The following is an 18,280-nucleotide window of genomic DNA, read 5'->3' on the forward strand; positions in this document are numbered from 1 at the left end:
TACAGGGCATACACCACAACTTCTGGGGCAGGGCCGATCATTCCGGCAGGACGCGCCTGAACGAGGCCGGATCGCGGGGTTCGGCGGTGAAGTCGTACCGCACCTCGCCGGGGGCCAGGGCGACCAGCGTGACCGACAGGGAGGCGAAGACCCGGCCGTCGGGAAGCGTGTGGCGGACGATCATCGCCCGCGGGTCCTCGGTCGCCAGCCCCGCCCCCGTGGCCAGGAACGCCCACTCCCCCCACCAGTTCCCGGCCCCGGCGGACCGGGGCCGGGCGGCCTTGGCGAACAGGGGACGGAAGAACGCCACGCGCTCGTTCTCCTCGCCCTGCTCCCAGCCGCTGTTGACGATCATGTGGGTTCCCGGCGGGAGCTCCTCCCGCCCGAGCTCGACGCCGTCCCAGCGCCACAGGCTCGCCCCGGCCGGGTCGGCCACCACGAGGTGGAAGGGGTCGTAGCGGCGGGGGTCGAGATCGGGCAGGCTCCCCCGGGCCGCCGCCAGCAGCGGCAGCTCGCCCCGGGAACGGCGGGCGTCGGCGGGGGCCAGCACGCCGTGGCCGTTGAGCAGCGCCGCGACCCGTCGGGCCGCGGGGTCGACCGCCAGCCAGGTGCCGCCCGCCTGCAGGTCGCGCCCGCCGAGCAGCCCGGGCCAGTGCTCGGCCGGGGCGAGCCACGGGCGGTCGACGAACTCGTCACGGACTCCGGCCAGGATCAGGGGGAGATCCGCGTCGGGATCGATGCTGACGGCAACCGTGCACATGCCCGGCAGGCTACCTCCCGCCCCGCGGCCGCCCCCGGCCGGGCCGGGGGTGCGGGAGGAGACGGGGGTCGTCAGCTCGACGGGCAGGGGCCGGGGGCCGGCTCAGCGGCCAGGGGACGGAGATCGGCTCAGCGGTCAGAGGACGGGGTCAGATCGGCGGTCAGAGGACGGGGTCAGATCGGCGGCCAGGGGATGGCGGGCCAGTCCTGGGAGGGCAGAGGGTGCAGGCCCGTGTCCAGCAGCCTGCGGACCCGCGCCCAGGTGGCCTCGACCTCGGCGAGGCTGATCAGCTCCCGCAGGCGGCGGCCGAGCCGGCCGTCCTCCAGCTCGCGCTCCAGGCGGGCCAGGACGTTCATGGCCTCGCGCGGCAGGGGCTTGCCGCGCCACTGCCACAGCACGGTGCGGAGCTTGTCGTCGGCGGAGAAGCACACGCCGTGGTCCACGCCGTGGATGTGCCCGTCGGCCAGCGGCAGGAGGTGCCCGCCCTTGCGGTCGGCGTTGTTGACGATGGCGTCGAAGACGGCCATCCGCCGCAGGGCCGGCTGCCGGCTGCGGATCAGGGCCATCAGGTCCGCCTCGGGGTCGGTGTCGACCCACAGCTGGCACATCCCCGGCCCGAAGGGGCCGTCGCGGTAGACCGTCGGCGGGACGATCCGCCAGCCGGTCGCGGCCGAGACCTCGAAGGCCGCCACCTCGCGGTAGGCGAGGGTGCCGTCGGGGAAGTCCCAGAGCGGCCGCTCGCCCCGCACCGGCTTGTAGACGCACGCCGCCGCGAGCGAGCCCAGCCGGATCGAACAGTAGAGCGTCATGTTGGTCGCCTCGACCAGCCGCCCGGCGACCTCGATGTGCCCCTCCCGCAGCAGCCGCAGCGCCGTCTGGTCGTCCAGACCGGCCGCGGGCGCCGCACTCAGCGTGGGTTCGCTTTCCGCGCTCATCCGCCTCCTCCACCCGATGAAGCGCTTGTACCCCGGTAACCGTTCAGCCGCACACAGATATGGCCTTCGGCATCGAGTGGCTGCCCGCACAGCGGGCAGGGCGGGCGCCCGGCGGCGACCAGGGCCAGGGCGCGGCGGCTGAAGGCCCTGGCGGCGGCGGGGCTGATGCGCACCCGCAGCAGGGCCGGCTCGTCCAGGGGCGAGGGCTCGAACTCCTCGTCCTCCGGCACGATCTCCTGCGCCTCGATCACCACCTGGGAGGCCTCGGGATCCCAGGCCAGCGTCATCGTGCCGACCCGGAAGTCCTCGGTGATCGGCACGTCGAGCGGAGCGTTGTCGGTCAGGCCCGGCGGGGCCGAGGCGGGGACCTCGCCACCGCGCCGCACCACTTCGTCGAGCAGGTCGTCGAGGCGGTCCGCCAGCGCGGCCACCTGGAATTTCTCCAGCCCGACCGTGGTCAGGCGGCCTTCCGCCCGCGCCTGCAGGAAGAAGGCCCGCGAACCGGGCTGGCCCACCGCACCGGCGACGAACCTCTCGGGTGGGTCGTAGTCGAACACCGGCATAGCCCTGACCTTACGTGGTCCCGGATCCACCGCCGACTGCGGCATCGCTCCCGGTGATGTTTTCTCCCCCGTCTCCGTCCTCCGAACCCTCCGGAGGACGAAGCCCCGAGACTTCTCCGCCCACGTCGTTGAGCCTGAGGACGAAGGGACGCAAGGGGGTGTAGCGAATCACCGTGAGAGAGGCCGGATCAGCGGTTATCCTCTGGAACTGATCCAAATGAAGCCCCATGGCGTCGGCCACGATGGCCTTGATCACGTCTCCGTGACTGCAGACGAGATAGACCCCCCGCGGCCCCAGGCGCTCGTTCCACTCCCTGACCGCGTTGACCGCGCGGTGCTGCACCGAGGATAGGGATTCTCCCCCGGGGAACGTCACCGCGCTCGGATGGGCCTGCACGACCGGCCAGAGCGGGTCCTTGGCCAGCTCGGCCAGCGGACGGCCGGTCCATTCGCCGTAGCGGCACTCACCGAACCGGTCGTCTCCGACCACCTCCACCGGGCGGCCCTCGGCGACCGCCTGCGCCGTCTCCATGCAACGCTCCAGCGGGCTGGAGACGATCGCGTCCAGCTCCAGGGGCTCCAGCCGTACGGCCAGCGCCTTGGCCTGGGCTCGGCCCGGCTCGCTGAGGTGGACGCCCGGGGTCCAGCCGGCGAGCACCGGGCCGGTGAGAGGGGTCAGACCATGTCGTGCCAGTAGCAGCGTCGTCACGACGCCAAGTCTTGCAGCAGTGGCTCCCTCATTTTTAACCACCCTGGCGGTAATCTGGCCGGATCATGGAGCATCGCTATGTCGGCCGGAGCGGCCTGTCGGTGTCCCGGCTCGGACTCGGGACGATGACGTGGGGGCGTGACACCGGTGCCGAGGAGGCCGCGGCGCAGCTCCGCACCTTCGCCGAGGCCGGCGGCACCCTCATCGACACCGCCGACGTCTACACCGCCGGCGAGGCCGAACGGCTGCTCGGCCGCCTGATCCGCGACACGGTCCCGCGCTCGGAGCTGGTGCTGTCCACCAAGGCCGTGCTCACCCCCGCCGGGCGGCGGCCCCGCGACGCCTCCAGGAAGCATCTGATCTCCGCCGTGGACGCCTCCCTGAACCGGCTGGGGGTCAACGAGGTGGACCTGTGGCAGCTCCACTCGTTCGACCCCGAGGTCCCGTTGGAGGAGACCCTGGCCGCGGTGGACGCGATCGTGTCGTCGGGGCGGGCGGCCTACGCCGGGGTGTGCGACTACACCGGCTGGCAGCTGGCCGCGGCCGCGGTCGGCCAGCGCGCGGTCCCCGGCCGGGCGCCGATCGTGGCCGCCCAGGTCGAGTACTCCCTGCTGGCCAGGGAGCCCGAGCGCGACCTGCTGCCCGCGGCCGAGCACGTCGGCGCCGGCGTGCTCGCCTGGTCACCGCTGGGCCGCGGCGTCCTGACCGGCAAGTACCGCACCGGCATCCCCGCCGACTCCCGGGCCGCCACCCCGCACTTCGCCGACTTCGTCACGCCGTACCTCGACGAGCGGTGCCGCCGGGTCGTGGAGTCGGTGACCACCGCGGCCGAGGGCCTCGGCGTCTCGCCGCTGTCGGTGGCCCTGTCGTGGGTACGCGACCAGCCGGGCGTGTCGGCGGCGATCGTGGGCGCGCGCACCCACGCCCAGCTCTCCGGGATCCTGGAGACCGAGGGCCTGACGCTGCCGGTGGCCATCAGGGAGGCGCTGGACGACGTGTCGGCGGAATAGGCGAGCGGGAACGCGGGGACATGGGAAAGAAACGGCAAAGCCGAATGAGAGACTTTCTCGCGTGTCACTAGTCGATACCGAATCGCAACTTTCCGTGGAAAAATTCAACCTTCACACAAAACTGTCATTCAGGTGACAGGAGGGACCGGCCGGGTAACGGCGAGGCCCACCATTGAGGTGTTTGATGTGGCGTAGGGGGAAAGGTGCGATCTGCGATCTCAGCCGGTGCGCTGGCGCTGGCCCTCGGCGGCGGGGTTCCCCTGGCCGTGGCCACACCTGCGGGCATCGCCGCCCAGCCACCCGGTTGCCAGGACGGCGGCGGGCTGCTCGGCGGGGTCACCGGCGGGCTGTGCAAGGTCGTGGACGACACCACCGACATCGTGGACGACCTGACCCGCTCGACGCTGAGCCCCGTCACCAAGACCGTCGACGACACGGCGAGCTCGGTCCTGAACGCCCCGTCGGAGGCGCTGCCGGCCAAGCCGCCGAAGAAGCCGAAGCCCAACTCCCCCGTCTCCACCCCGCGTGAGGAGTCCTCGGGATCCGGCGACTCCGGCGACTCCGGCGGTTCGAGCGGCTCCCCGCAGAAGAAGGGCCTGCTGCCCGAGGTCCTGGGCACCTGCCTGCCGCTGGTGTCCTCGCCCGGCTGCGGGGGCTCCACCGCGGACGCCCCTGCGGAGCAGGCGCCGCCGGCGACCGCGCGGAAACCCCGCTCCGGCACGGACGGGACCGGCGGGACCCGGGAGAAGAAGACCAGCAAGCCGAAGCGGACGGAGAAGCCGGCGCCGGTCTCGCCGGCCTCCGGGCCCGTGCACCGGCCCGAGACGCGGACCTACACCACCCGGGTCGGCGACCCCGTGCCCCCGGAGCCTCCGGTGATCGACATCGAGGCCCCCCGGCTGGACCCGCTGTGGCCGGGGCCGCTCATGCAGGAGTTCCAGAAGCGGATGCCGGGCCGGCACCCCCTGGCCCCCACCCGGCAGAGCGACCCGCTGGGCACCGCGCTGACCACGGGCCTGCTGGTCGGGGCGATCCTCGCCGTCCGCGTGCTGTACGCCAGGCGCTCCAACGAGGAGTCGATCCCGTTCGAGCCCCTGCGGGCGGGACGGCACCGCACGGCGTGAGACGACCCCGCCCGCGCCGTGCGGCGCGGGCGGGGTCTCGGCGCAGCGTGCCGGGCTCAGGCCCCGATGGCGTGCACGCCGCCGTCGACGTGCACGATCTCCCCGGTCGTGGCCGGGAACCAGTCGGACATCAGCGCCAGGCAGGCCTTGGCGGCCGGCACGGTGTCGGACAGGTCCCAGCCGAGCGGCGCCTTCTCCGGCCAGCTGTCCTCGAACTCCTTGAAGCCGGGGATGCTCTTGGCCGCCATGGTGCGCAGCGGCCCGGCGGCGACCAGGTTCACGCGGACGCCGTGCTTGCCCAGGTCACGGGCGAGATAACGGGCGCAGGACTCCAGGCCGGCCTTGGCCACGCCCATCCAGTCGTAGACCGGCCAGGCCTTGGTGGCGTCGAAGTCCAGGCCGACGATCGCGCCGCCCTCCTTCATCAGGGGCAGGCAGGCCACCGCCAGCGACTTGAACGAGTAGGTCGACACGTGCAGCGCGGTCGCCACGTCCTCCCACGGGGTGTTCAGGAAGTTGCCGCCCAGACAGCTCTGCGGGGCGAAGCCGATGGAGTGCACCACGCCGTCGAGGCCGTCCAGGTGCTCGCCGACCCGGTCGGCCAGGGAGTCCAGGTGCTCGGTGTTCTGCACGTCCAGCTCGATCACCGGCGGCGGCTCGGGGAGCCGCTTGGCGATGCGCTCGACGAGGCTGAGCCGGCCGAAGCCGGTCAGCACGATGGTGGCGCCTTCCTCCTGGGCCAGCTTGGCCACCGAGAAGGCGATCGAGGCGTCCGTCAGCACGCCGGTGACCAGGAGTCGCTTGCCTTCGAGGATTCCCATGGATGCCGTCCCTCGTGAGATGCGGTTGGTGTGTTCCGACGGACAGCGCCTGCCCGTCACCCGTCCCCCGCGCCGGAGGACGGCAGGCCGCTCCCCTCGGGGAGCGGCGGGGCGTCAGTGCCCCATGCCCAGGCCGCCGTCGACGGGGATCACGGCGCCGGTGATGTAGGCGGCGTCCGGGCCCGCCACGAAGGCGACCACCTTCGCGATCTCCTCGGGGGTGGCCTGCCGCCCCAGCGGGATGTTCTTGCGGATCTGCTCCTGGTAGGCCTCGTCCAGCGCGGCCGTCATGTCGGTCTCCACGAAACCGGGGGCCACGACGTTCACGGTGATGCCGCGCGAGCCCAGCTCGCGGGCGGCGGAGCGGGCGAAGCCGATCATGCCCGCCTTGGAGGCGGCGTAGTTGGTCTGGCCGGCCGAGCCGAGCATCGCCACCACCGAGGAGATGAGCACGATCCTGCCGCGCTTGAGCCGCAGCATGCCCCGGGTCGCCCGCTTGGCCACCCGGTAGGCGCCGGTCAGGTTGGCGTCGATGACGTCGGTGAAGGTCTCCTCCTTCATCATCGGCAGCAACGTGTCCTTGGTGATGCCGGCGTTGGCCACGAGCACCTCCACCGGCCCCTGCTCGGCCTCGACCTTGCCGAACGCCGCCTCGACGTCGTCGGTGCTGGTCACGTCACAGCGCACGCCGAACAGCCCCTCCGGGGGCTCCCCGGAGCGGTAGGTCACGGCGACGGCGTCACCGGCCTGGGCGAGTTCGCGGGCGATGGCGAGGCCGATGCCGCGGTTTCCTCCGGTTATGAGAACAGAGCGAGCCATGGGGCCGACGCTATCGGCTACCCGGGGGTAGTCCTCTTGTCCGTAGGAAACAAGATCACAGGGTTAGGATCGTTGACATGCGCCAGATCGATTCCGACTTCCTCGCCCTGCCCATGAGGCGGCTGGCGGACGCGGCACTGCAGCGCGCCCGTGACCTCGGGGCCGAGCACGCCGACTTCCGGTTCGAGCGTGTCCGCGCCGAGACCCTCCGTCTGTCGGACGCCCGGCTCGAGGGCTCCATCGACGCCGACGACCTCGGCTACGCCGTACGGGTCGTCAAGAACGGCACCTGGGGATTCGCCGCGGGCATCGAGCTCACGCCCGAGGCCGCCGTCAGGGTGGCCGAGCAGGCGGTGGAGGTGGCCGTCATCTCCGCGGCCGTCAACCGCGAACCCATCGAGCTGGCTCCCGAGCCGGTCCACTCCGACGTCGTCTGGGTGTCGGCCTACGAGGTCGACCCGTTCGACGTGCCGCTGTCCGACAAGGTCGGGCTGCTCGCCGGCTGGTCGGAGGACCTGCTGAAGGACCCGCGGGTGGACCACGTACAGGCCTCCCTGATGCAGGTCAAGGAGCAGAAGTTCTACGCCGACACCGCCGGCACCGTGACCACCCAGCAGCGGGTGCGCCTGCATCCGGAGCTGGAGGTGATGAAGGTCGAGGACGGCCGTTACGACTCGATGCGCACGATCGCCCCGCCGGTCGGGCGCGGGTACGAATACCTCACCGGCACCGGCTGGGACTTCCCCGGCGAGCTGGCCCGCCTGCCCGAGCTGCTGGCCGACAAGCTCAAGGCCCCGTCCGTGCAGGCGGGAACCTACGATCTGGTCATCGACCCGTCCAACCTCTGGCTGACGATCCACGAGTCGATCGGGCACGCCACCGAGCTGGACCGGGCCCTGGGCTACGAGGCCGCCTACGCCGGCACCAGCTTCGCCACCTTCGACCAGCTCGGCAGCCTGGTGTACGGCTCGCCGGTGATGAACGTGACCGGCGACCGCACGGTCGAGCACGGCCTGTCCACCATCGGATACGACGACGAGGGCGTGGCCGCCAAGCAGTTCGACATCGTCAGGGACGGCCTGCTGGTCGGCTACCAGCTCGACCGGCGGATGGCGCTGATGAAGGGCCTGGGCGGCTCCAACGGCTGCGCCTTCGCCGACTCCCCCGGCCACATGCCGATCCAGCGCATGGCCAACGTCTCGCTCCAGCCGGCGCCGGACGGTCCCTCCACCGACGAGCTGATCGGCAGGGTCGAGCGCGGCATCTACATCGTGGGCGACAAGAGCTGGTCCATCGACATGCAGCGCTACAACTTCCAGTTCACCGGCCAGCGGTTCTACCTCATCGAGAACGGCCGCCTGGCCGGGCAGCTGCGCGATGTGGCCTACCAGGCCACCACGACCGACTTCTGGCGCTCGATGGAGGCCGTCGGCGGCCCCCAGACCTACGTGCTGGGCGGCGCGTTCAACTGCGGCAAGGGACAGCCCGGCCAGGTCGCCCCGGTCAGCCACGGCTGCCCGTCGGCGCTCTTCCGCGGCGTCCGCGTCCTCAACACCGTGCAGGAGGGTGGAAAGTGATGAGCCCCCAGGAGATGGTCGAAAAGGCCCTGCAGCTGTCGACGGCCGACGAGACCGTCGTCATCGTGGACGAGGGCTCCGGCGCCAACCTGCGCTTCGCGGGCAACACCCTCACCACCAACGGCGTGTCCCGGTCCTCGCAGCTGACCGTGATCTCGATCGTCGGCCAGGGCGTGGGCGTGGTGTCGCGGGCGGCGGTCCGCCCCGAGCAGCTGGCCGAGGTGGTGGCCGCGGCCGACCGCGCCGCCGCGGAGGCCCCGCCGGCCGAGGACGCCCGGCCGCTGGTCAAGGGCACCGTCTCCGACGACTGGGACGTCCCCGCCGAGCCCACCACGATCGGCGTCTTCGGTTCCTTCGCCCCCGCGCTGGGCGAGGCCTTCGCCGTGGCCGAGGCGGGCGGGCGCAGGCTGTACGGCTTCGCCGAGCACCTGCTCACCACGACCTTCGTGGGCACCTCCACCGGGACCCGCCTGCGGCACACCCAGCCCACCGGGCGTCTGGAGCTCAACGCCAAGTCGCCCGACATGAAGCGCTCGGCGTGGACGGGCGTGGCCACCCGCGACTTCTCCGACGTCGACGTCAAGGCGCTGGACTCCACCCTGGCCCAGCGGCTGGAGTGGGCCAAGAACCGCGTCGACCTGCCGGCGGGCCGCTACGAGGCGCTGCTGCCGCCCTCCGCCGTGGCCGACCTGATGATCTACATGTACTGGACCTCCGGCGCCCGCGACGCCCTGGAGGGCCGCACCGTCTTCTCCAAGCCCGGCGGCGGCACCCGCGTCGGGGAGACGCTCGCCCGCATCCCGCTGCGGCTGCACAGCGACCCCGCCGCGGCGGGCATCGAGTCGACGCCGTTCGTGATCGCGCACGCCTCCAGCCGGCAGAGCTCGGTGTTCGACAACGGCATGCCGCTCAAGCCGACCGACTGGATCGCCGACGGCATGCTGGCCCGCCTGATCCAGACCCGTCACTCGGCCGACCTGACGCACCTGCCGGTGACCCCCGCGGTCGACAACCTGATCATGGAGGGCCCGTCCGGGGGCAGGTCCCTGGAGGAGATGATCTCCTCCACCGAGCGGGGCCTGCTGCTGACCTGCCTGTGGTACATCCGCGAGGTCGACCCGCAGACCCTGCTGCTCACCGGCCTGACCCGCGACGGCGTCTACCTGGTGGAGAACGGCGAGGTCGTGGGAGAGGTGAACAACTTCCGCTTCAACGAGAGCCCGGTGGACCTGCTCAGCCGGATCACCGAGGTCGGGGCGAGCGAGCGGACCCTGCCGCGCGAGTGGAACGACTACTTCACCCGTACGGTCATGCCCGCGCTCCGGGTGCCGGACTTCAACATGTCGACGGTCAGCCAGGCGAACTGACCCGGGACCGGCCACGGCCGTGGGGTCCGGTTCACCGGATCCCACGGCGCCCTCACCCGCCGATGCGGCCGGGCCGCCGCCGGGGCGCGCGTGTCCCGGCTCTACCGCTGGGTGAGCGGGATGGTGTGCACCCGGTCCCAGCGCTTGGCGGTCACCACCCGGGCGGTGCCGTCGGTCTGGTCGTAGACGACCGACCAGCGGGTGTGCTCCTGGGCCACCCGGCGCAGCAGGTCCATGCCGTCCCGCCAGTCACGTGCCGCGGGCAGGCCCGTGTCGAGCGTGCGGTAGCGGTAGTCGGCGGCGCGCTCCCGCTCACCGGTGCCGGTCATGGTGAAGTTGGTCAGCACCCGGTCCTCGATGACGTTGACCTTGCCCCGGGCGTGCTCGACCACGACCGATCCGCCCCGGGCGTCGGCGATCAGATAGTGGATCTGCGGGCCGATGGTGAAGTCGACGTCGTAACGGCGCATGATGGCCACGGCCTCCTCCACCGTGGCGGCCTTGTCGAGTATCGTCCGCATGATGCGCGCGCTGCCGAGGTCCGGCCGCTCGGCCGTCGCCGTCGGGAGCCCTCCTTCGGGCATGGCGGCCATGCCCAGGGCCAGGCCCTTCTCGTTCACCCCGTCGAAGGGGGCGAGCACCGCGTGGGCCATCCGGCGGCGGTCCTCCGGATCGGACAGGTCGGGCGTCGCGGAGTCGCCGAGCAGGTAGGACAGGTCCACCACCGAGACCGAGGCGTAGCCGTCGGGCGGGTCGGCGTGCACGATCAGCGCCGGGTTGGGGAACCAGTCGAAGTTGCGGCCGAACAGCGGCCGGCCTCCCCCCTCGGACGGGGGGACGGCGAACACCGAGCACGCCCAGCCGTCGGCGCTCGCGCCGAGGTGCTCCTCCCCGAGCGGCCCCTCCCGCTCGTAGGTCCCGTGGTAGGTCATCTCGTACAGCGGCAGGTCGTCCACCCGGCGCATGCTGTCGATCGTCCGCCGGACCTCGTCGGCGCTCTGCCGCAGGAGTTCCGGCGCCTGCGGGGTACGGCCGGCCGGCGCGGGACCGGACGACGCCGCGCCCGAAGGCGCCGCCTGCCGGGTCTCGGGCACGGAACATCCGCCGGCCGACAACACGGCCAGCGCGGCGAGTACGGCGCATGCTCTCCGGGGTGAGATCCGCATGCCGATCAGTCTGCTTTCCGTACGGCCGGCCGTCCAGGGACGGGGGCGGGAGGGACCGGGCGGAAGGAGGAGAGGCGCCCGTGGGAGGAGGCGGAGGGCTCAGCCGTCCTCGAGGCGGAAGCCGACCTTCAGGCCGACCTGGAAGTGGCCGATCTCCCCGTCGACGATGTGACCGCGGACCTCGGTCACCTCGAACCAGTCGAGGTGACGCAGGGTCTGGGAGGCCCGGCGGATGCCGTTGCGGATGGCGGCCTCGAGGCTCTCCCCCGATGTGCCGACTATCTCGGTCACCCGATACGTTCGATCTGTCATGTTCTCTCCTTACCCGGAAGCCAGGACCACATGACCGTTCGCACCCGATCAATCGGAGGTCTACGGTGGAAAACGTGAAGGGATGGCGCAGACGTCCGCAAGTCCACCAGGTGACCGATGCCCGGCCCTCACTGAGTGAGGACATCGGCCGGCGCGAGCGGAACTATCTGATCAAGATGGGGATCCGGCTGATATGCCTGGTCCTCGCCTTCACCGTGCCCGCCCCGCTGCCGGTGAAGATCCTGCTTTTCGCCGGCGCCATCTTTTTGCCGTACGTCGCCGTGATCGGTGCCAACGCCCCGCAGAAGCAGCCTCCGGTTGACTCGGGCATGACCGGGACCGGCCAGAACGAGATTCCACGGCACCGACGCGAGATCGGGTCGTGACTAAGTCTTGACGCATCTCAGGGGTTGTAGGTGTACGCTTTAACCAAGTGCCCTGGTCCCCCGTCGGGGCACTGGTGCCGGCGTTCCGGGCCCCCGTCGGAACGCCGATGAAGCGGCGCCGGGTGGTTTGCCCCCGTAACCACCCGGCGTCGCCCTTTTCTATGCCCCGGTTCTGTGTCCCGGGCCTTTTCCCGCGTCCTCAGACGTGCGCGTTCACGCGCCTTCCCGCACCCGCCGCTCGCGCGTCCTCACTCGTCGCCCAGCGTCTCCTTCGTCGCGCGCTCCCAGTCGCCCGCCATCGCGACCAGGCGCTCCACCGCGTCGGGCGGCGCCGTACCGGCCCCCTGGGCCAGCCCCAGCAGATAGGCCGTCAGCGGCGCGGCCGGCCGGGCCACCCCGTGGGCGACCTCCTTGGTCAGGTCGAGCAGCACGTCCCGGTCCACCTTCTCCGGGTCGACGCCGAGTTCCCTGCAGACCAGGGCGGTCCACTCCGCCAGCACGTTCACTTCCCGCTCCTCGCACGCTCCAGATCGTCCAACGTGTCGCAATCGAACCACGGTTCCCCGTCCAGGCGGAGCGGAACCGGATCGAGGGGTGCGAGCAGGCCGTGCAGCGAGCGCCCGTCGTAGGCGGCCAGGGCCTCGGTGAGCGCCGCCGTACGCCACACCCCGGCCAGCCACTGCATGTGCCCCCCGTCGTCGACGAGCACGGCTCCGGCGGCCTCCGCGCCCGTCGCGGCGCCGAACAGGGCCGAGACGTGCTCGGCGGACAGGTACGGCAGGTCCGTGGCGAGCAGCGCGGCCCACGGGGCGTCCACCCGCTCCAGCCCGGCCCGCAGCGCCGGCACCGGCCCGCCGCCCGGCGGATCCTCCCGCAGGAAGACCGCCCGCTCCAGCCCGGGCCGCTCGGGGCCCACCACGATGAGGCGGCCGGCGCCGGGCACGGCCGCCGCCACCCGCTCGATCAGCGGCACGCCCCCCACCGTCAGGACGGCCTTGTCCCGGCCGCCGAGCCGGGAGGCCCGCCCGCCGGCGAGGATCAGCGCGTCGTACCCGTCCATGAATCCGAGGCTAGCTCACATCAGATCATCGGCCGCATCCGAGGGCGGCACACGGGCCTCCCGGCGGTCACAGTGCGGCGGCGATGAGGGCGATGAGGGCGATCAGGGCGGGCACGCTGGCGGCGATCGTCCCGGGCACGCTGTCGCCGCGCCTGGGATAGTGGCCGAGCAGGTCGGAGACTCCCATCAGCCACGCGCTCAGGACCATGTGACGCAGCAGAAGATCACCAGCGTCGAGCCCGCGGCCCCGGACGAGGTGGCTCAGCTGCTGCTGACGGCGTACGGCGCCACCGCACGCGAGCGGGACGTCTGCTTCGAGGTGCTCTCCGGCCGGTCGACGGCCGACATCGCCGGCCACCCGTTCATCTCGCCGCACACCGTCCAGGACCACCTCAAGGCGCTCTTCGACAAGGTCGGCGTGCGCAGCCGCGGCGAGCTCGTCGCCGGGCTCCTCCCCTGACCTGGCCGGCGCCGGGCGCGTCATGCCGGGCCGGCCGGGCCGGACAGCGGGCCGAGACGGCGGGCGACCCGGACCGGATGGGTGAGCTGCGGATAGTGCCCGGCCCCGGCGATCTCGGTCACCGGGTGGCCGGCGTCCGCGGCCAGGGGGTCGGCCGAGCCGACGATGATCTCGACCGGGACGTCCACCCGTGACAGCAGCGACCGCGTGGCCCCGCGTTCGGCGAAGGCCGTGCGCATCGCCGCGATCACCCGGCGCGCCGCGCCCGGGCGGCGCAGGTCGGCCGCGGCGCCGGCCACCTCCGGCCCCTCGGGGACCCCGAGCACGGCGGCCAGGCGCGCGGCGGACATGCGGCGCAGCAGGGGTGCGGCCAGGGCCGAGCGGGTGTGCCGCGGGCCGGGGGCCTGCAGGAACGCCGGGGCGATGAGCACGAGCCGGTCGACGCGATCGGGGTGCGCGAGGGCGAAGCGGAGCGCGGGCCCGCAGGCCAGGGAGTGGGCGACCAGCACCGGGCGGGTCCGGACCGGCTCCATCAGGCCGGCGAGCCAGGCGTCCAGGGACCGCTCGGCGAGGGCCGGGCGGCTCGGGCCGGGCAGGCCGATCGGAGCGGAACGGCCCAGGCCCGGCAGGTCGGGGGCCAGGATCGGGCCGGGCAGGTGGCCGGCCAGCGGCGCCCACATGTCGGCGTTCATCGGCAGTCCGTGCAGCAGGACGTGGGCGGGCCGGCGGGTCTCGCCCATCACCCAGGTGCGGTCGCGGAAGCCGTACGGGCGCAGCCACGGTGCGGCGGCGCCGAAGCGGGTGGCCACCAGGTCGTCGGCCCACGCGCGCAGGGCGTCGGCGGCCGGGGGCATCTCCAGGCCGGCGGCCTCGGCGAAGGCGCGGGCGGAGGCCGTCGGATAGCGGTCCGCCGACAGGAACGACAGCGTCTCGGGGTCGGCTCCGGTGATCCTGCGCGGCAGGCGGCGCACGAGGCCCGCGGGGACGGTACGGCGCGGCGCCCGTACACCCATGTGTCCGGCGAGCGTGGCGACCAGCTCGGGCAGGAGCGGCGTGCCGTCGTCCAGCACCCAGTAGTCCTCCCCCTCGGGCCAGGCGGGGATCTCCGCCAGGAACCGCGCGAGATAGCCGATCGTGACGATCGGCAGGAAGACGTCGGGACCGCCGGGGAGCACGGGCAGCCGCCCGTTCCACAGGTCCTCGGCGAGCGAGGCCAGGCCGATGTACTGGCCGGGACCGATCACCGTGCTGGGGTTGGCGACGGTCAGCGGGACCCCCAGTTCGCGGGCCCGGGCCCGCACGGCGAGATCGGCCTCGGCCTTGGACGCCTCGTAGGCGCCCAGCCTGGCGTAGTCGGGGTGGGCGCCGCTCACCCGGTACCCGCTGAGGTGCACCAGCCGCCGCAGCCCGGGCAGCGCGGCGGCCCATTCGAGCACGTTGAGCGCCCCGGTCACGTTGACCGCCCGCGCCTCGTCCACGCCGAGGCCGAAGGCGAAGCGCGCGGCGGTGTTGTAGACGTCGCGCGCCGGGGGCAGTCCCGTGAGCGGCCGGGTGATGTCGGCGGTGACGACGGTCAGCCCGCCGGTGTCGAGGCCCTGCCCGGTCAGCCAGGGGGTGAGGGTGTCCTCGCGTACGGCCGCCGCCACCCGCTGCCCCCGGCCGAGCAGTTCGGCGACGAGGGATCGGCCGATGAAGCCGGTCGCGCCGAAGACCATCGCGTCCATGGAACTCCTCAATAGATCGGTCTACATATTTTTGGGCCGAAAAAAGGGGCCCGCCGCGTGCGGAGGGCCCGTCTCAGCGCAGCAGGACGGCCAGCTGCGCGGCGACGCGCTCCAGCGGCCGCCTGCTGCGGTGCGCCTTGGCCAGCAGGAGCGCTCCCTCGATCAGCGCCAGGATCGTGACGGCGAGGTCCTCGGCGTCCGGCCGTCCGGCGAGCCGCGCCCGCAGGGCGGCCTCCCACGAGGCGTAGACCTCCGAGCAGGCCTGCTGCAGCGGGTCGCTGGCGGCGGCCATCTCGAGCGCCACGGTGGCCACCGGGCAGCCCTTGCTCCAGCCCGACTCCTCCAGCCGGTCGCCCAGATGCCGCAGCACCCCCTCGACGAACTCCGCCGCAGACGCGCCGGAGGCGGCCAGGTCCTCGAAGGCGGCGCCGATCGTCTGGCCTGCCCGCCGTATCGACTCGCCGACGAGCTGGTCCTTGCCCTCGGGGAAGTGGAAGTAGAGCGAGCCGCGGGGCGCGCCGCTGACCGCGATCACCTGGTTGAGCCCGGCGCCGAAGTATCCCCCCGCCTCGACCAGCTCCTGCGTCGCGTCCAGTATCCGGGCCCGCGTCTGGCTCCCCTTCTGTCCCATGGACAGGAAAATAGACCGATCTGTATATTTTTTCAACCTCCCCGTACGGCCCGTGCCCCGCGAAGGCACGCGCGGCTTGCAGGGCCGCGCTCTCGTGCCAGGCGGTGACTCACCCCGGATCCGGCAGGTCCATCGACGCGAGCCTGGCCGGGTCGATCACAGTCGTGATGGCGGCGATCCGGCCCTCGACGACGGTGAACGCCATGACCGAGAGCGGGGTCCCGTCCTCGCGCCAGGAGACGAACCCGGGAAGACCGTCGACGAGCACCGCCCGCCCTCGTGCGGCCGCGCCGGCGGCGACTCGCGCGGTCGCGCCGGCGGCGACCTTGGTGGCGCCGAGGACGACGACCACACCGTCGGCGGTGTCGACGGTCAGCCGCACCTCCGGGTCGAGCACGCGCAGCAACCCCTCGAAGTCGCCGCGGCGGGCCGCCGCCAGAAAAGCCCGGACCACTTCGCGCTGCCCCCGTCCGGCGGCCGCCGGCCGCTCGGTCGCCTGCACCTTCCTGCGCGCGCGGCTGGCGAGCATCTTGGTGGCGTCGGCGGACTTGCCGAGGATCTTGCCGATCTCGTCGAACGGCACCGCGAACAGGTCGTGCAGCACGAACGCCAGCCGTTCGCCCGGCCGGAGCGACTCCAGGACGACCAGGAGCGCGAGCCCGACCGAGTCGGCGAGCGCCACGTCGTCCTCCGGCTCGGGGCCGTCGTCGACCGTCACGACGAGTTCGGGCAGCCGGTCGTCGTAGGGCGTCTCAGGGCGGGTCTGGCGCGATCGCAGGACGTCGAGGCTGATCCGGCCGACCACCGTGGTCAGCCAGCCTGCGAGATTGCGGATGGTCGCCGGATCCTGGCGGGAGAGCCGCAGCCAGGCTTCCTGGACCACGTCCTCGGCGTCGGCGTGCGATCCGAGCATGCGGTGGGCGACCGCGCGCAGCCGGTCGCGCTGGGCCTCGAAGGCCTCGCCCACCGGGTCGGCCGGGCTGGTCTCGGACATGTTGTTACCTTCCTCGGATCTGCTCCGTCATGGGTGATGACGGGCCAGGACGGGCCCGGGTAACCGACGAAGGGGCAAGACCGATGGAAGCACGCATGAAGAGCCGGGCGGACGCCGATGTGATGACGGCGATCCAGCACCTCTACAAGGCGATCCACGCCGGTGGCGTCGACCCGCTCGTGCTCGGGCTGGTCCACCTGCGGGCCAGCCAGATCAACGGCTGCAGCCCGTGCGTCTTCGCCGGGGTCGCCTCGGCCAGGAAGCACGGTGAGACGGAGGAGCGGCTGCACAACGTGGTCGCCTGGCGCGAGACTCCGTTCTTCACCGAGGCGGAGCGGGCCGCGCTCGCGCTGACCGAGGCCGCCACCCGTATCCAGGACGGCGCGCCGGGTGTGACCGACGAGATCTGGCAGGCCGCCGCCGCCCACTTCGACGAGAAGCAGCTGTCCGCGATCAATCTGGAGATCGCGCTGACCAACTTCTTCAACCGGATCAACCGTACGATCCGGGCGCAGGCCGGCAAGACCTGGTGAGCCGGGCGGGGGGACCGGGTGAGAAGAAGCCGGGCGGGGGGACCGGGTGAGAAGGAACCGGGCGGGGGGACCGGGTGAGAAGGAACCGGGCGAGGAGGGACCGTCATCCCCCGACGATCGCCGTGAACTCCTCCCCCGCGGCCAGCCGCTCGATCAGGCCCGCCACGGCGGCCTTCCCGCCGTCGGCGGCCATCCACCGGTGCACCCGGCACGCCGATCGGGCGTAGACCTGCTCATCCGCGCCGGCCGCGCGCAGCCACTGCTCCAGGGTCGCCGGAAGGGGCCCCTCGGGGCCGACCCGGCACCGGTCGGCGGCCGTCTCCGGCAGCAGATAGCGCGGGTCCGCGGAGACCACGACGGCGAGACCCTCGTCGAACCACTGCGGCACCCGCCCACCGGCGGATCCGAGCCGCTCGTGCAGTTCGACGTGCGACATCTCGTGGGAGACGATCACCGGATCGACGCCGCGCGGCGACAGGATCACCGCGCGGTTGAGGACGGCGACACCGCGCTCCCGCCCGCCGCCGATCCGGCGGTAGCAGTCCTCCGTCACGCAGGCGAGGATCCGCGGCGCGCTCGTGCGCCCGCCGTAGAAGTCCCGGACGCGCCGGTCGGCCTCCTGCACGACCTCGGCCATCCGCCGGCGCTGCCCGGCCGGCAGATCCGCCTCGGTGTAGAGGTCCGGCCCCAGGCGTTCCAGCCCGTAACAGCCCGGGCAGGTCGTGGCCGCGACGGCCGGGAAGGCCAGCGCCACCCCGGCGACCGCGGCGGCCACCAGCGCTACGAGCCCGGCGAGCACCGCCTTCCACCTCCGGGCGAGCGCGGCGGGCACCGCCTTCCATCCCCGCCGTCCCCGGCGGAGGGTGCCGGAGGCGGCGGGACGGTCACGGCCCGGCCGCCCGGCCCGAGGGCGCTTGATCCAGTTCATGCCCCGACGCTAGCGGCCGCGCGGCTCAGTCGCGCCCGGGAACGGCCATCTCCCCGAGGAGGGACCAGTCGTCCTGCGGGACCGTCACGTTGACGATCCGGGGCGTCGCGGCGAGGTGCGGCGGGAGCGTCTCCTGGGCCTTCTTGAAGTGATCGGACTGCACGTGCGCCGCTCCGGCGTCCCCGTCGCGGAACGCCTCGACCAGGACGTACTCCGTCGGGTCCTCGATGCTGCGCGACCAGTCGAACCACAGGCAGCCCGGCTCGGCGCGGGTCGCCCGGGTGAACTCACCGGTGATCTCGGGCCACCGGTCGGCGGAGTCGGGCAGCACACGGAACTTCGCGGTAATGAAGATCATCGTTCCTCCTTCGGCGGGCGGCGGCCCCGGCGGGGCCCGCCGG

Annotated in this window: 23 protein-coding genes; 7 read left to right on the forward strand and 16 right to left on the reverse strand. The window is 72.7% G+C overall.

All coding sequences use genetic code 11. The features are described 5' to 3' along the window. Window positions 1-37: 37 nt before the first annotated feature. The 4 genes from Psi01_RS35160 to Psi01_RS35175 form a co-directional block, all read right to left on the reverse strand. Window positions 38-760, reverse strand: coding sequence for an NRDE family protein (locus Psi01_RS35160; RefSeq protein ID WP_204068474.1), 723 nt, complete (start codon window positions 758-760; stop codon window positions 38-40). Window positions 761-933: 173 nt separating this feature from the next. Beyond that, window positions 934-1,695: an SCO1664 family protein gene (locus tag Psi01_RS35165; protein WP_204068475.1), complete on the reverse strand. Its 762-nt coding sequence runs from the start codon at window positions 1,693-1,695 to the stop codon at window positions 934-936. Further along, complete coding sequence (locus Psi01_RS35170) at window positions 1,692-2,258, reverse strand: DUF3090 domain-containing protein (protein WP_204068476.1); 567 nt, start codon at window positions 2,256-2,258, stop codon at window positions 1,692-1,694. Before Psi01_RS35170 ends, Psi01_RS35165 begins: the two co-directional genes overlap by 4 nt. Window positions 2,259-2,268: 10 nt before the next feature. Then, a complete protein-coding gene (locus Psi01_RS35175) occupies window positions 2,269-2,967 on the reverse strand; it encodes a histidine phosphatase family protein (protein ID WP_204068477.1) in 699 nt (232 codons plus the stop codon). Window positions 2,968-3,032: 65 nt separating this feature from the next. Here Psi01_RS35175 and Psi01_RS35180 point away from each other — a divergent pair, with 65 nt between their 5' ends. Beyond that, window positions 3,033-3,977 carry an aldo/keto reductase gene (locus Psi01_RS35180; protein WP_204068478.1) on the forward strand — a complete coding sequence of 315 codons (945 nt, stop codon included), beginning with the start codon at window positions 3,033-3,035 and terminating at the stop codon, window positions 3,975-3,977. 203 nt (window positions 3,978-4,180) lie between these two features. Further along, window positions 4,181-5,101 (forward strand): hypothetical protein, encoded by a 921-nt coding sequence (locus tag Psi01_RS35185; RefSeq protein ID WP_204068479.1) that lies wholly within the window; start codon window positions 4,181-4,183, stop codon window positions 5,099-5,101. A gap of 56 nt (window positions 5,102-5,157) precedes the next feature. Here Psi01_RS35185 and fabI read toward each other — a convergent pair whose 3' ends face one another. Together fabI and Psi01_RS35195 are read right to left on the reverse strand one after the other, a co-directional pair. Further along, window positions 5,158-5,922, reverse strand: coding sequence for an enoyl-ACP reductase FabI (gene fabI / locus Psi01_RS35190; protein WP_204068480.1), 765 nt, complete (start codon window positions 5,920-5,922; stop codon window positions 5,158-5,160). A 114-nt stretch (window positions 5,923-6,036) separates the two neighbouring features. After that, window positions 6,037-6,741, reverse strand: coding sequence for a beta-ketoacyl-ACP reductase (locus Psi01_RS35195; protein ID WP_204068481.1), 705 nt, complete (start codon window positions 6,739-6,741; stop codon window positions 6,037-6,039). A 77-nt stretch (window positions 6,742-6,818) separates the two neighbouring features. Here Psi01_RS35195 and Psi01_RS35200 point away from each other — a divergent pair, with 77 nt between their 5' ends. Together Psi01_RS35200 and Psi01_RS35205 are read left to right on the forward strand one after the other, a co-directional pair. Continuing rightward, the gene (locus Psi01_RS35200) at window positions 6,819-8,318 is read left to right on the forward strand and encodes a TldD/PmbA family protein (protein ID WP_204068482.1); all 1,500 of its coding nucleotides are present in this window, start codon (window positions 6,819-6,821) and stop codon (window positions 8,316-8,318) included. Next, the gene (locus Psi01_RS35205) at window positions 8,318-9,685 is read left to right on the forward strand and encodes a metallopeptidase TldD-related protein (RefSeq protein WP_204068483.1); all 1,368 of its coding nucleotides are present in this window, start codon (window positions 8,318-8,320) and stop codon (window positions 9,683-9,685) included. Before Psi01_RS35200 ends, Psi01_RS35205 begins: the two co-directional genes overlap by 1 nt. Before the next feature lie 101 nt (window positions 9,686-9,786). Here the strand turns inward: Psi01_RS35205 and Psi01_RS35210 are convergent, their stop codons facing one another. Then, window positions 9,787-10,851 (reverse strand): carcinine hydrolase/isopenicillin-N N-acyltransferase family protein, encoded by a 1,065-nt coding sequence (locus Psi01_RS35210; RefSeq protein WP_204068484.1) that lies wholly within the window; start codon window positions 10,849-10,851, stop codon window positions 9,787-9,789. Window positions 10,852-10,950: 99 nt separating this feature from the next. Then, window positions 10,951-11,163: a dodecin gene (locus tag Psi01_RS35215; RefSeq protein WP_204068485.1), complete on the reverse strand. Its 213-nt coding sequence runs from the start codon at window positions 11,161-11,163 to the stop codon at window positions 10,951-10,953. 74 nt (window positions 11,164-11,237) lie between these two features. Between Psi01_RS35215 and Psi01_RS35220 the strand changes: the two genes are divergently transcribed. Next, window positions 11,238-11,549, forward strand: a complete 312-nt coding sequence (locus Psi01_RS35220; protein WP_204068486.1) for a DUF3099 domain-containing protein — start codon at window positions 11,238-11,240, stop codon at window positions 11,547-11,549. 248 nt (window positions 11,550-11,797) lie between these two features. Here the strand turns inward: Psi01_RS35220 and Psi01_RS35225 are convergent, their stop codons facing one another. From Psi01_RS35225 to Psi01_RS43770, 3 genes are all read right to left on the reverse strand, one after another. Beyond that, window positions 11,798-12,055: a DUF6457 domain-containing protein gene (locus tag Psi01_RS35225; protein WP_204068487.1), complete on the reverse strand. Its 258-nt coding sequence runs from the start codon at window positions 12,053-12,055 to the stop codon at window positions 11,798-11,800. Then, window positions 12,052-12,609, reverse strand: coding sequence for a molybdenum cofactor guanylyltransferase (mobA, locus tag Psi01_RS35230; RefSeq protein WP_204068488.1), 558 nt, complete (start codon window positions 12,607-12,609; stop codon window positions 12,052-12,054). Before mobA ends, Psi01_RS35225 begins: the two co-directional genes overlap by 4 nt. A gap of 67 nt (window positions 12,610-12,676) precedes the next feature. Then, the gene (locus tag Psi01_RS43770; protein ID WP_239128260.1) at window positions 12,677-12,817 is read right to left on the reverse strand and encodes a hypothetical protein; all 141 of its coding nucleotides are present in this window, start codon (window positions 12,815-12,817) and stop codon (window positions 12,677-12,679) included. Here Psi01_RS43770 and Psi01_RS43775 point away from each other — a divergent pair, their 5' ends adjacent. Beyond that, complete coding sequence (locus Psi01_RS43775; protein WP_239128261.1) at window positions 12,818-13,069, forward strand: helix-turn-helix transcriptional regulator; 252 nt, start codon at window positions 12,818-12,820, stop codon at window positions 13,067-13,069. A 20-nt stretch (window positions 13,070-13,089) separates the two neighbouring features. Here Psi01_RS43775 and Psi01_RS35240 read toward each other — a convergent pair whose 3' ends face one another. The 3 genes from Psi01_RS35240 to Psi01_RS35250 form a co-directional block, all read right to left on the reverse strand. Then, complete coding sequence (locus tag Psi01_RS35240) at window positions 13,090-14,793, reverse strand: alpha/beta fold hydrolase (RefSeq protein WP_204068490.1); 1,704 nt, start codon at window positions 14,791-14,793, stop codon at window positions 13,090-13,092. A 73-nt stretch (window positions 14,794-14,866) separates the two neighbouring features. After that, on the reverse strand, window positions 14,867-15,424 hold the full coding sequence (locus Psi01_RS35245; RefSeq protein WP_204068491.1) for a TetR/AcrR family transcriptional regulator: 558 nt from the start codon (window positions 15,422-15,424) through the stop codon (window positions 14,867-14,869). Between the two features lie 109 nt (window positions 15,425-15,533). Beyond that, entirely contained in the window at window positions 15,534-16,418 is an 885-nt protein-coding gene (locus tag Psi01_RS35250; protein ID WP_204068492.1) for a sigma-70 family RNA polymerase sigma factor, read from the reverse strand. An 83-nt stretch (window positions 16,419-16,501) separates the two neighbouring features. Here Psi01_RS35250 and Psi01_RS35255 point away from each other — a divergent pair, with 83 nt between their 5' ends. After that, window positions 16,502-16,951, forward strand: coding sequence for a carboxymuconolactone decarboxylase family protein (locus Psi01_RS35255; protein WP_204068493.1), 450 nt, complete (start codon window positions 16,502-16,504; stop codon window positions 16,949-16,951). A gap of 103 nt (window positions 16,952-17,054) precedes the next feature. Here Psi01_RS35255 and Psi01_RS35260 read toward each other — a convergent pair whose 3' ends face one another. Further along, window positions 17,055-17,879 (reverse strand): hypothetical protein, encoded by an 825-nt coding sequence (locus Psi01_RS35260; protein WP_204068494.1) that lies wholly within the window; start codon window positions 17,877-17,879, stop codon window positions 17,055-17,057. A gap of 25 nt (window positions 17,880-17,904) precedes the next feature. Beyond that, complete coding sequence (locus Psi01_RS35265; RefSeq protein ID WP_204068495.1) at window positions 17,905-18,237, reverse strand: putative quinol monooxygenase; 333 nt, start codon at window positions 18,235-18,237, stop codon at window positions 17,905-17,907. Window positions 18,238-18,280: the final 43 nt, after the last annotated feature.

Source organism: Paraplanobispora siamensis (genome assembly GCF_016863175.1).
GTDB lineage: Bacteria > Actinomycetota > Actinomycetes > Streptosporangiales > Streptosporangiaceae > Planobispora > Planobispora siamensis.